We start from the raw sequence: 13518 nt of genomic DNA, 5'->3' as shown, positions 1-13518 counted from the left end.
ATATGTACATGAAAAAGTTTCAATTACTAACCTTACTCCTCCTTTGTTGCACACTATTGCATGCGCAGGATGAAGCGGCACTGATTCGTGCTGTAAAGGCCAGGCTTGATCAGGTAAATACCTATCAGGCCTCCGGCACACTCACCATTGATGCTGCATTCATCAAAGCGCCGGCATCGGGTATCACGGCGTATTTTAAAAAGCCCGACCAGTTTGCTATTAAAAAAGGAGATGGACTTTCTATTTTGCCGAAGGGCGGCATCAGCATTAATTTTTCAACGCTGTTGGGTAATGAAAATTCTACTGCCATTGGTGCAGGCAATGCAGTGGTGCGGGGCACGCCGGTGCGCATTGTAAAACTGCTGCCGTTGGATGCCAACTCCGACGTGGTTTTGAGCACGCTGTATATTGATGTGAAAAAGGAAGTGGTGCACAAAGCGCAGGTAACCACCCGCAACAACGGCAGCTATGAAGTGGACCTGAGCTATGGCCGCTATGCAACCTGGGGCCTGCCCGATAAAGTGGTATTTACGTTCAATACGCGGGAATACAAATTGCCGAAGGGCATTGCTATGGAGTATGATAAAGGTGGTGCCAAAAAGCCTGCACCACCCAAAGACCAGAAAGGTGTGATTACAGTGGTTTATGCCAACTACGCGATCAATAAACCTGTTGACGAAAGGGTGTTTAAGTGAATTCTGAGAACAACGAACAGATGAACAAGGAATGCCGAGCAGAAGAAGTTGAGGAGGACAATATCGAACAAGGAACAAGGAATGATGAACCGCAAAATGAGAATTATGAATTATGAATGTGGAAGAAATCCCAATAATTAATAATTCATAATCAATAATTCCTCAATCAACTTCAACATTCTCCTGTTCCTTGTTCGTCTGTTCGTCATTCCTAATAATCTTGTTGCTCGATCTTTTCGTCTTCAACGTTTTTCAGCACTTCGGCGGTTATTTTGCGCAGCGGGTTGCGGTTGCGTTCTTCATAACCTGTACGCTGCTCAATGATGTCGAGGCATCCAAACAGGGCGGCAATAAAAGAGCCTGCGTCCGCCACGTTTTTACCCGCAATATCAAAGCCGGTGCCGTGGTCGGGTGAGGTACGGACAAAAGGAAGACCTGCAGAAAAATTAATGCCTTCGCCGCCAGCGAGTGTTTTAAAAGGAATCAATCCCTGGTCGTGGTACATAGCCAGCACGGCATCAAACTGGCGGTAGCTGCCCCGTGCAAAAAATGCATCGGCGCTATAAGGACCATACACCAGCATGTGCTGTTTCATTTCTTTAATGGCCGGTTTGATCACGGTTTCTTCCTCGGTGCCGATCAGGCCTTCGTCGCCTGCATGCGGGTTAAGGCCCAGCACGGCAATGCGTGGCTTATCGATGCCAAAATCCTTACGCAGGCTGCCGTGCAGCATATTGAGTTTGGAAATGATGCTTTGCTTTGTGATATGCTGCGCCACATCCTTCAGGGGCACATGTTCTGTTACCAATCCCACCCGCAGCATTTCGGAATACATCAACATCAGCACATCGCTGGTACCGGCAACGTCTTTCAAAAACGGTGTATGGCCGGTATAGTTAAACGCTTCCGACTGCACATTTTTTTTGTGCAGCGGTGCCGTTACCAGGCCGTGAATGTGCCCTGCTTTTAAGGCCTCGGCTGCTGCCATCAGGGATTGCACTGCATAGCGGCCACCGGTTTCATTAAGCTGGCCAGGCGTGATGGTAATGTCTTCTTCCCAGCAGTTGAACACCGCCACCTGCTTTGGATTGATGCGGGAAAAATCTTTGATGGTCTGGTAATTCAGGTTGTGCTCTCCTGCGGCCTTGCGGTAAAAATTAATCAGCTTATGTGATGCGAAAATAACCGGGGTGCAATGCTCCAGGATGCGAACATCGCTTAGTGCCCGGATGATCACTTCGGGCCCGATGCCGTTAACGTCGCCGCAGGAAATGCCTATGATGGGTTTGCTCATTGTATGGTGTATTGGGGTTAAAGTTAAGGAGCGGCAATTAATAGCGGCAAGTTGCCCGGGAATAGTGCTTTTGTGGCTCCGGCACTTTTCTGAAATAACCGCTTTGATATGATTTTTTATTCTGGTGCGTAAGCTTTCGGAACAGGCCGTCGCAGTTTTACGATGGGCGCTGCGTAAAGCTACTTACCCCTATCCGTATTTAAGGAAAATTGCTTAGCGGTAAGCAGGAAAACTTATAAAAAAATAATGTAAGTTTTGGCTGTGCATTAATTTTGTTGCACTTTAGCATTCCGAATCCGTTATCGTATGAATTGTAGGTGGTAACTACCTGTTTTATCTTCTTTAGTTACATTCCTCCTCTTTATGCTTTCCGGATTTGATATTGATTGTTGTGTGTAACGTTTAGCGTCCATCAGTTATCCAAATATCCAATAAACCGAACCGTATCCATCTTATGAAAAAATTGTTTACCCTCCTTGCCGGGCTGCTTGGCCTTGTTGGATTTATCCGGGTGCATGCGCAGTGTACCAGTTCTGTTTTGAATTGGGACCAGCGTGATTATTATTACAACAGTGGCAGCCGTTTGGCGCCTTATGGTCACAATAATGGGGGGTCTCCTACACCGCCAACCGGAGGGTACATTAACAATTTGCAGGAAACCGTTCAGCGGTTCACAATAGGCCGTACAGGCATCACATTCACTACTTCTGCTATTGGTATTGCAAGAGGAGAGAATACTACGCATACAGGCGACCTTGCTGGTTTTGGCGGAGCCGATGTACAGTATAATCCAACAGCAGCCAACCAGACCATTACCCTTGATTTCGATAAAAACGTAACAGACGTTTCCTTTGTGCTGTACGATGTAGATGCAGGCCAGCGAATAAACTTTATGGCAAGGAATGATGCAAACGCGTTGGTTCCGGTTACGCTTATTCCATCAAATGTTGTAAATACGCCTGTATTTGGTAGTGGCGGTACCAGCGCATATATCGCTTCATTAACCACTGCCTCTATTGCAAGTACCAGTAACAACGCTACCGTTCGGGTGAACATTCCCGGTCCGGTAAAACAAATTGTATTGACCATCCCAACTTTGGGTTCAGATGCATCATTCTGGTTATCGCGGGTGAATGCCTGCGTACCCGATGGAAACTTTCCGGTAAACTATTACCAGGTGCCTGAGTTGGAGCCCATTGCCGGCCAACAGCCATACTTCTTGGTTACCCCCGACAACCAGTCTGCCTACATGATGGATACGTTGGGTAGGGCATGGCATTTATTTACTGATGCACAGTATGGTACCAGTGGATACATCAACTCATTTGCTTACGATCATAAGCATCACCTGCTATATTATGTTACAGAAAGAAGCAGTCCTGATAGTACCGTGAAAACATTGAAGCGATATAACTTCAACACAAATGTTATTCAGGTTATTGGTGATGTAGAAGCCTTATTGGGTATTCCTACATTCGAACAAGGAATACAATCAGGAGGTGCTGCTTTTTACGATGGTGCATTGTACCTGGGCATAGAAGGTGGGCTTCATACAAACTTCTCAACAAGTCCCGACACGTACACTTCAAGAGAAAGCATAGTATACCGCATCGACATTCCAGATACAACAATTTCTCGTTTCGCCACTTATAAAGCTTATCAAACATGGGCCATTCCGGCTTATTTAGGCACTACGAACGCATCTGCCCACGACTGGGGTGATTTTTTAATCAAGGATGGCAAGCTGATTGATTTTAATACAGCACGTTCTGGTACCAGTGCCTCCACCTATCGGTATGAAAAAAGTGCATTTCACCATATTGATCTTACCACAGGCGACACCGTGCAATACACCAATCCTGCTGGATTAACGGTAGGGGCAGTATATTCTGGACAAGGAGGGATGGATTACCATGGAAACCTGTGGGCTGTCCGTAATAACCTGGTGCGGTATAATGGAAACGGAACTTTAGGTACTCCCAAAGCCATAACCGTATTGGGTGGCGGGCCAGCCTGGGTGGGTAGTGCCGGCGACGCTTCGGAACCGTTCCGTCCGAAAATGGATTTTGGCGATGCGCCTTTTGTGTATGAAGGGAGCAATCGAAATCAGGCAGCCCATGAGGTAAAGGCCAACTTACGCATTGGCAGTACTCTGGACTTGGAATGGGTTAAGGAACCATCGGCAAATGCCTATGTAAATGCAGATGCAGATGGAGGAGATGAAGATGGATTGCGGTATGTTACGCTGCTCACTACAAGTACTAATTATCTTACGGAGGTTGATGTGTTTAACAACACCGGAACAGTAGCCACTGTTGTTGCGTGGCTTGACTTTAATAAGAATAATGTATTCGACCTATCAGAGGGAATTGTGCAGGATGTGCCCAGCAGCGCATCCATGCAGCGCCTGAGTTTGTTTTGGCAGGGTTTGTCTAACACGCTGCAAGATGGAGCGGTAACCTATTTGCGCATACGGATTACTTCGAAGTCCAATAATATGGGTGTAAATAATGCCACCGGTTACTTTCCTGATGGTGAAGTGGAGGACTATCTGGTAACAGTTGACAAAACCGTATTGTCATCAGCAGCTGCTAAACTTTCATTGGAAAGGGAAGAGCGCCAGTCAGTACGCTTGCATTGGACTATAAATGGTAGTAAAAAATGGTACCGTTTTGTTGTTGAACGGAGCAGTGACCGGAAAAACTGGAGTAGTATTGGTGTAGTAGCCGCAAATGAGGCATTGGCTGCAACATCGAAGCAATATAGCTTTACAGATGGCCAGCCGGGCACCGGCCAGGTTACATACCGGTTATTGATGCAAGACGTTTCAGGTAAATATGAATACAGTGAAATAAAGGGCATTGACCTCACCGATATTGAGGGTGCCATGCATTTAACTCCCAACCCGGCAAAGGATGAAGCGGTATTATCCCTAAAATCTTACCAGGCAACCGGTGCAGTCGTAACTATGCACCAACTAAACGGAAGTGTGATCAGCAAACAGCAAGTTGCCCTGAACAAGGGATGGAACCGCATTGTTCTGGATGGTATTACTAGCTTAAAACCTGGAATGTACATGGTGAAACTGCAAACATCCACTGAAGTAAAACAAATGAAGCTGATAAAGCAATAAGGAGTATTATATCGCTTATCGTTAGTTAGATCCAAATCCAAAATCCAAATTATCCTAAGAAGAACTATGAACAGGAGTGTAGTGCGGTTCGTAAGTATAACCAGCGTAATTGTGTTGTTGGCCTCCAGCGCCTTTTTGTGGAACCAATGGTCACAATCTATAGAATCAGATGAGGAAGAATATGAGGAAGAGCGGGGTGAAAATAAATTGGCAGGTGTGTATCAGCAACTGGGCACCTGGTTTTTGAGTAAAGGCTATCCTAACCCGCAGGGGCTTGCGCAAAAATATGAGCGATCCTGGGAGCAGCACCTGGCGTTAAAAGCTTACACGCAACAACTGTTAAGCAAATCCACCGGAGGCAAAAACCCTAAGGAGATATTGATGGGCAATAAGCTGAAAGGTCTGTCACCAATTCAGGAAACTGTTGCTGGAACTGTCAGTGGTACAGGTGGTTTTGGTAATTGGACAGCATTTGGCCCAAAGATTTTTGGTGGTCGTATCCTCTGTCTGGCTATTAATCCAAACTTAAACGCCAATGGAAAGCGGACCATATTTGCCGGAAGCGCAAGTGGCGGCATCTGGCGTACTGATGTAAGCGGCGAGGGTGCCACTGCATGGCGTCCGGTTCCCACAGGTTTTCCTGTATTGGGAGTTTCCGCATTAGTTTATCATCCTACAAATACCCAGGTTTTGCTGGCTGGTACTGGAGAAGTTTATCGTGTTCAAAGCCTATCGAAAACCGTTGGCAGTACCAGCTATCAGAATAATCAGTTGGGGAACATAGGTTTTAACGTTTGGCGGTCAAGAGGCACCTACGGCATTGGCATATTGCGTAGTGCCGATGGCGGTAATACCTGGACCAAAGTGTTGTCAAGCGATATGGACGATCTTTTTGGAATCCAACAAATCAGGTTTGATCCTAATAATCCCAGTAGGGTGTATGCATGTGCTACTAATGCTTTATACCGTTCGTTGGATGCCGGACTAACATGGACGAAAATTTGGGATAAAATATATGTTTCTGATGTTGCAATCGACCCTACTAATAGCAACACAATTGTTGTGGCAGCAGGTAATTTGGTAAACACGGATAAAGGTGTTTGGCGATCAACAAATGGCGGATCCAGTTTTACGAAAGTATCTACTGGGACAACTGGTGGACTGCCGACATTTCGAGGCTTTATCAAATTTGATGTAGGCGGTGGCAGGCTGCTTGCCAGTGTTGGAGGTGCATCAACTCAGCAGCTTTATTCCTCTACCGATTTTGGTGCAACCTGGACAGCACAATCCGGCACCAATTTTACGGGTCCAAGTGATCAATTTTGGTTTGCACATGATGTGGAGATCAACCCTGCATCGCCCAACCGCGTTGTATTAGGTGGCGTTAACACGTTCCGTTATACCATAGGAGGAACCACCATGACCCAAATTGGAACAGGCAACGCAGATATGAATATATCAAAAAACGCCGGCGACCAGGAGGGACCCAACACATATCTGCACGATGATATTCATGATATAGAATTTGTGCCCGGAAGCAGCACAGAAATGTACGTTGCCTCAGATGGTGGCATATTCAAAGGTGTATTTGATGGCGCTTTTTCTTCGTGTGCATTTACTTCTTGCAACGGAGGGTTGCAGGTACACCAGTTTTATGGTCCGTCTGCTCAGTCGCAGATAAGTCCACTTTTCATAGGTGGCCTTCAGGATAACAATACCATCAGGTTTAACGGCACTGCATGGTCAAGGGTAATAGGGGGCGATGGTGGGCCCAGCATGTTTAAGCCTGGGGGCGATGATATTGTTATTGCATCCCGTGATGCACGCAATATTTTACAATCGATAAACAAAGGTGTTTCATTTACGCAACGCTTGTCCAACTTGGGTCAAACGCATGATGCTGATGCCCGTACAGGATTCATGGCACCGATGGCAGTGAGTGCTGCAAACCCTGCAATCATGTATGTAGCCTCCGATAATCTGCACGTGAGTTTAAATAGTGGAGGATCTTTCGACAGGGATGGGCCAACAACGATGACGAAGCCTATTGAGCAGAACTATAAAACAGCTTTAGCATTAGCCGTTTCGCCTACAAATGCAGACAAGCTTTATATATCGCTTTCCCCTTTGGCACAAGTAAGTTATAGTGATGACAACCTTTACTATAATCCTCCGGCAAATGTTTGGAAAATAACCAACGGCTCTAAGAATACTGTTGCTTTTGCAAAAACAAAAGTAACCTCCAACCTTCCGGATCGCTTTGTAATGGATTTCGCCATTCATCCTACGAACGACGAGATCGTGTATGCTGCGGTAGGTGGTTTTGGAACGGATCATGTTTACGTTACCAAAAACGGCGGAACAACTTGGGCGCCTTTGGGCACAGGCATGTTGCCGGATGTGCCCATCAATACAGTGATGCTTGATCCAAACAATCCAAACATTATCTATGCTGGTTCAGATTTGGGTGTATATGTAAGTCCGGATGCAGGAGCAACCTGGCTTGACTACGGAAATGGCTTTTGGGATGCCACTTATGTGATTGATTTGGTGGTGGCGCCTGGAGCAACGCCTGGAAGCAAAAAACTACGGGCGGTAACTCATGGCAAAGGCATCTTCGATTCACCGCTGCTTGAACTCTCCGCACTGCCAGTAACATTCAATTCTTTTAAAGGCCAAAAGCAGGAACAACACAATTTGCTGCAGTGGACGGTTTCGGAAGAGTCGCAACTGGAAAGTTATCAGGTAGAGAAAAGCACAGATGGTATCGCCTACAAAACAGTGGCTACCGTTCGTGCCAGAAACTTGGACGGCACTCAGGTATACGAACATAAAGATTACCAGGTTGGCGGCTCGTTTTATTACCGAATCAAATCGGTTGATCTGGACGGTACCTATCAATATTCCTCGGTTGTTTTCTTAAACCGAAGCAATGGCGAAAAAATGACCTTGCTGGTAAACCCGGTAACAACTACAATTCCATTGCAGTTTCATGTATTGCAAAAAGGTACGGTTGCATTGAGGTTGGTAAATAATGCCGGCCAAGTCATTCGGGCTGCGCAGGCATCGTTGCAGGCAGGCACCAGCAACTACAATCTTTCCGATCTGCAATCTCTGCCACAAGGCGTGTACTACCTCGAGGCCACGTTCAACAGGCAACGATGGGTAGAGAAAGTTGTCAAGAACTAAACTTCAATTTAAGGCGCCCCACCGGGCGCCTTTTCATTTACTACCTTTGCCCCATGTACACGCTTAAAAAATCACTCGGGCAGCACTTCTTAAAGGACGAGGCCGTTTGTCGCCGCATTGTGGCTGCATTGGAGCAGCACCCGTTTCAACGGTTGCTGGAAGTGGGCCCTGGTGGCGGTGCACTCACCAAGCACTTATTGGAGTTAAAAGGCATTGATTTTTTAGCTGTTGAGATTGACGATGAAAAGGTGGTGTACCTAAAGCAAACCTACCCGCAGTTGAGCGATAAGATCATTCACCAAAGTGTGCTCGATATCACGCCGCCTTTTGCTGAACGGTTTACGCTGGTGGGCAATTTTCCATACAATATCTCCACGCAAATTGTATTCAAGGTATTGGAGTGGAAAGACAGCGTTGAGTGTATGATCGGCATGTTTCAAAAAGAAGTGGCAGAGCGCATTGTGGCCAAAGAAGGCAGCAAGGTGTACGGCGTTATTTCGGTGCTGGCGCAGGCCTGGTTTGATGGCGAATACCTGTTTACGGTAGATGAAGATGCGTTCAATCCGCCGCCTAAAGTAAAGAGTGGCGTGATTCGGTTATTGCCTAAAAAAGAACCCGTGCCCATGCACAGCGAAAAGCGGTTGTTCAACCTTGTAAAAACAGCATTTCAGCAGCGCCGCAAAACCCTGCGCAATGCCTGCCGCGGTTTGTTTGATGCGGCTACCTTGCAAGACGAAATATTCAATAAGCGGCCCGAGCAACTTTCGGTGCACGATTTTGCAGCGCTTACATTCAGGATGCAGTAACGACCTGTTGCCCATGTACTCTGCACGATTCCCTATTTTTGCCCACTTATGGCTACCGAACAAACCCGCATCCTGATTACTGCACCGGTGCACGAAATGTTGCTGTCAGCGTTTAAAAGCGAAGGCTATGCAGTGGAGTATGCACCGGATATCACTTACGCCGAATTGTTGCAGCGCATTCCCGGTGCAAACGGGTTGGTGGTTACCACAAGACTGCCTATCGATAAAGCAATGCTGAACGCCGGAGAGCAACTGCAGTGGATTGGCCGGTTGGGCAGTGGCATGGAACTGATTGATGCGGCCTATGCCGAAGCAAAAGGCATCCGCTGCATCAGCACACCGGAGGGCAACCGCAATGCCGTAGCCGAACATGTGCTGGGCATGTTGTTGTGCCTTTTGAATAAGATCGCGTCTTCTTTCGACGAAGTAAAAGCGGGCAAATGGCGCCGTGCCGAAAACCGCGGCATTGAGTTGCGCGGCAAAACCGTGGGCATTGTTGGCTTTGGCAACAACGGCGAAGCGTTTGCCCGACTGCTGCAAGGATTTGGTGTAGAAGTGCTGGCATACGATAAATACCGCACCGGCTTTGGTGGCGATTATATCGAGGAGTCAACCTTGGAAGCCATCGCAGCACAGGCGCATGTTGTTTCTTTTCATGTGCCGCTTACCCACGAAACAAAGCATATGGCCAATGCTTCGTTCTTTAACAGCCTGCAGCAACAACCCATTTTCCTGACTGCCTGCCGCGGTGGCGTCACCGATACGGCCGCTTTGATTAATGCATTGCAATCGGGCAAAATTTCCGGTGCAGGATTGGATGTTTTGGAAAATGAAAAACTGCAGACATACAGCGATGCCGAAAAGCAACAGCTGGATTTTTTAACCAGCCAGCCCAATGTTTTAATTACTCCGCACATAGCCGGTTACAGCGTGGAAGGTTACCGCAAAATGGGTGAGGTGTTGTTGGATAAATTGGATATTCCATATTAAAAAAAGGTATTACCCCTTCGTAAAAAGCCCCATCCACACCTCCGGAAAATAGGTGCCCGCAATGGTAGATTTGCTCTTGTGCAAGGTTGTGCATCCACATAACTTGTGCATCAAAATCTACCCTTATGAAACTTCGTACGATGGCCTTTTTGGCATTGGCAACTGTTGCCTTTTCTTCGTTTAGCAAACCTGCGTTACCAACCGTCGTAAGCACTGATCAAACCACTTCATTCGATTTTTTGCGGGTGCACCGCCAGGGCCCTGATGCAGCATTGAGCTGGGCTGCACCTACCACTGGTGTAGACCATTTCCTGGTGGAAAAATCTTATGACGGCGGCGAGTTTTTTGAACCCGTAACAACAGCACCGGCGCATGCAGGCACCAACCGTTACCGCGATGTAACTGCATTTGGCGGCACCATTGTATACCGTGTTTCGGCCATCGATGCAAGCGGTGCAGTGTTGTTTTCGGCAGTGGCCGATGTGCGCATCATGAAGCGTGGCTAACTATTCATCATTACCGGGTGGTGCCTTGCCGCCCGGTAATGATTCCTGTTTTTAAACAGCAGGTTTGTTGTTGCACAGTGTTGTATCCATTTTATATAAATAGTCAATTGCAGTGTGCCACCAGTTGTCGTTTATTTAAATGCGCCGCTAAACTTTTCAATCATCACGCCGTCATAGCAATGCTTTTATAATCCCTACCCTCATCCATGCTTATGAAAACATTTCTACTCCTACTTATTACTTGCTGTTGTTTGTTGCCCGTCGCGGCGCAAATTACCACGCCGGTAATGCGGGCCAACTTTGGTGTTGATGGCGACCTGCGGGCCAACTCTTACAACGGGCAACTGCAGCCAGGCGACGACTGGTTTAACAACAGCACCTCCGGCACCGGGCAAGCCGTAATTGATACTACAGGAGCTGCGGCTATACGTGCCGGTTATGCTTCCGATGTATCGCCGTTTCGCAAACGCATGGCTTCGTTTTACCGCACCATGAGCAAGCCTGCATTTAGTGTAGTCAACAGCAGGCTGTGGCTTGATGCGCTTTTTGTACGCGATTATCATGGCAATGACACTACCGTATTTGTAGCCGGCTCGGATAAGAACGGTATGAGCCCTGCAAGTTGGTCGGGTGGCATACAAAGCATCCCCGACAAGAACGATATACTGGATATGTACATGCATGTGCGCCGATCGGGGCCCAGCAGCACCGACTCTTTGTGGATGTTTGGCGGGCTGGCGCTGGACAACGTAACCGGCAACCGCTACTTCGATTTTGAAATGTACCAGACCGATATTTATTACGACCGCGCCTCGGCAGGCTGGTACGGTTACGGCCCCGATGCAGGACATACCAGCTGGAAATTCGACGCGGCCGGCAGGGTCATTTCACCGGGCGATATTATTTTTTCTGCCGAATACCAAAGCGCTTCGCTCACCAGCATTGAAGCCCGCATTTGGGTGCATAAAGATGCACTCAACACTAACCCGGTGGCGTTTACCTGGTCGGGTAAATTTGATGGTGCCGGCTCGGGTGCCACATATGGCTACGCCAGCATTTTACCCAAAACAAACGGCGCATTTTACACCGGCCTGCAATGCGGCAACAGCGAATGGGCCGGCCCGTTTGGGCTGGTGTTGCAAGACAACTCCATTGCCACCAATTTCACGGCACGGCAGTTCATGGAGTTCTCGGTAAACCTTACCAAGCTGGGCCTCGATCCGGTTACTGTTTTTGGCACCGATGTATGCGGCACGCCGTTCAACCGGATGGTGGTAAAAACAAGGGCTTCCGCTTCATTCACAGCCGAATTAAAAGACTTTGTAGCGCCCACCGACCTCTTCCTGGCGCAACGGGTACAGGCCGCCGCCGAAGTACCCGAAATTTGCGGCAGGGCCAGTGCCAGCCGCCTGTCGGTGATCAACCCGGTGCCTACATCTGTATACACTTGGAGCACACCCGATGGCAACATCCTGGGCACCACCGAAGGACCTGAAGTGTACGGCGAACTGGACGGCATGTACATCGTTACGCAAAAATTGATGGCGGGCTGCAGCAACTATGCGCAGGACACCGTTTACATTACCCACGATACCAAATGTTCGACACTTGCCGTGCAGAACATTGACATAAAAGCTGCCTTGTATGAGCGCAGGCCGAAGCTGCAATGGACCTGCACCGAAAACAGGGCAGCAATGCATTACGAGGTACAGCGCAGCACCAACGGGGTGCATTTTACCACCGTGCACCGCCAGCCCAACAACCGCCGGGGCAGCACCACAGCCACCTATTATTTTACCGATAGCACCGTAGCGGGGCAAGGCCAAAAGGTATATTACCGGGTACGGGTAAACTTGGATGCCGGTGCCATTTATAGTGCCGTGGCGCAGGTGCACATGCCGCTTGAGGAAGGCCTGCACATTTACCCCAACCCGGTAAAAAGCGAGGCGCAGCTGTGGCTGGCCGTGGGTGCAAAAGGCACCGCAAGGGTAAAGGTGCTCAACTTGGCTGGAGCTGAGGTGTGGCAGCAAACCGTGCCGGTGGTGCCGGGGCAAAACCGCATCGTTATTGCAGAGGCGGGCCAGTGGGTGCCGGGTAGCTACGTGGTGGTGGCCGAAACGGCCACGGGGCGGCTGGTGCAAAAACTATCGGTATCCGGCGTTACTCATTAAAAATATTTTGCATGCCGTGTAACTAATTTCTTTCGCAAAGAATATTTTCTATCTTTACGGCCTGGCAACGCTTCGGTTAATTCTGGAGCGTTGCTATTTTTTCGTGTATGCCCCAACGGTTTTTTCTGCGGGCACAACTTAATGAAGACCATATAAGCTGCCGGTGCCTCGGAGGTGCCGGTTATTTTATTATACCCCCAAAAGCCCATCCATATGAGCAGTGTTCAGTACGTGACTAAGGAAACACTTGAGCAAATGAAAGCCGAACTGCAGCAGATGCGTGGCGTGGACCGTCCGGCGGCTTCCCGCGCTATTGCTGAGGCCCGCGAAAAAGGCGACCTGCGCGAAAACGCGGAGTACGATGCCGCCAAAGAGGCCCAGGGCCTGCTGGAAGCCCGCATAGCCCTGCTGGAAAGCCAGATTGCTACGGCCCGCATAGTAGACGAATCGACCATCGATACTTCCAAGGTTTCTATTTTGACCAAGGTAAAAGTGACCAACCTGGCCACCAAAAAACAGGTAACCTACCAGATTGTGAGTGAAAAAGAAGCCGACCTGAAAGCCGGTAAAATTTCTGTGGGTTCGCCCATTGGCAAAGGCCTGCTGGGCAAATCCGTAGGCGAGGTAGCCGAGGTAACGGCGCCTGCCGGCGTGCTGAAGTTTAAAGTGGAAGAAATATCAATCTAGGGATTTACGATTTCGGATTTACGATTGACGATTTCAGGAGTCGCAGC

Annotated in this window: 9 protein-coding genes; 8 read left to right on the top strand and 1 reads right to left on the bottom strand. The window is 48.4% G+C overall.

Translation table 11 applies throughout. From position 1 onward, the window contains the following. Positions 1 to 8: 8 nt before the first annotated feature. Complete coding sequence (locus EPD17_RS00660) at positions 9 to 695, top strand: hypothetical protein (RefSeq protein ID WP_132050907.1); 687 nt, start codon at positions 9 to 11, stop codon at positions 693 to 695. Between the two features lie 211 nt (positions 696 to 906). Here the strand turns inward: EPD17_RS00660 and pdxA are convergent, their stop codons facing one another. Beyond that, positions 907 to 1989, bottom strand: coding sequence for a 4-hydroxythreonine-4-phosphate dehydrogenase PdxA (gene pdxA, locus EPD17_RS00655; RefSeq protein WP_132050905.1), 1083 nt, complete (start codon positions 1987 to 1989; stop codon positions 907 to 909). 454 nt (positions 1990 to 2443) lie between these two features. Between pdxA and EPD17_RS00650 the strand changes: the two genes are divergently transcribed. The 7 genes from EPD17_RS00650 (at position 2444) to greA (ending at position 13471) form a co-directional block, all read left to right on the top strand. Further along, the gene (locus EPD17_RS00650) at positions 2444 to 5122 is read left to right on the top strand and encodes a GEVED domain-containing protein (RefSeq protein WP_132050903.1); all 2679 of its coding nucleotides are present in this window, start codon (positions 2444 to 2446) and stop codon (positions 5120 to 5122) included. A gap of 111 nt (positions 5123 to 5233) precedes the next feature. Continuing rightward, positions 5234 to 8311 carry a VPS10 domain-containing protein gene (locus tag EPD17_RS00645; protein ID WP_165929476.1) on the top strand — a complete coding sequence of 1026 codons (3078 nt, stop codon included), beginning with the start codon at positions 5234 to 5236 and terminating at the stop codon, positions 8309 to 8311. Between the two features lie 53 nt (positions 8312 to 8364). Next, entirely contained in the window at positions 8365 to 9117 is a 753-nt protein-coding gene (gene rsmA / locus EPD17_RS00640) for a 16S rRNA (adenine(1518)-N(6)/adenine(1519)-N(6))-dimethyltransferase RsmA (RefSeq protein ID WP_132050899.1), read from the top strand. Positions 9118 to 9165: 48 nt separating this feature from the next. After that, positions 9166 to 10107 carry an NAD(P)-dependent oxidoreductase gene (locus tag EPD17_RS00635; RefSeq protein WP_132050897.1) on the top strand — a complete coding sequence of 314 codons (942 nt, stop codon included), beginning with the start codon at positions 9166 to 9168 and terminating at the stop codon, positions 10105 to 10107. Between the two features lie 125 nt (positions 10108 to 10232). Next, positions 10233 to 10613 (top strand): hypothetical protein, encoded by a 381-nt coding sequence (locus EPD17_RS00630; protein ID WP_132050895.1) that lies wholly within the window; start codon positions 10233 to 10235, stop codon positions 10611 to 10613. Positions 10614 to 10864: 251 nt separating this feature from the next. Further along, on the top strand, positions 10865 to 12784 hold the full coding sequence (locus EPD17_RS00625; RefSeq protein ID WP_165929475.1) for a T9SS type A sorting domain-containing protein: 1920 nt from the start codon (positions 10865 to 10867) through the stop codon (positions 12782 to 12784). 213 nt (positions 12785 to 12997) lie between these two features. After that, positions 12998 to 13471, top strand: coding sequence for a transcription elongation factor GreA (gene greA, locus EPD17_RS00620; RefSeq protein WP_114235710.1), 474 nt, complete (start codon positions 12998 to 13000; stop codon positions 13469 to 13471). Positions 13472 to 13518 lie beyond the last annotated feature (47 nt).

This window comes from Pseudocnuella soli (assembly GCF_004347775.1).
GTDB lineage: Bacteria > Bacteroidota > Bacteroidia > Chitinophagales > Chitinophagaceae > Flavisolibacter > Flavisolibacter aquaticus.
This window is presented reverse-complemented; position numbering and strand designations above follow the sequence as displayed.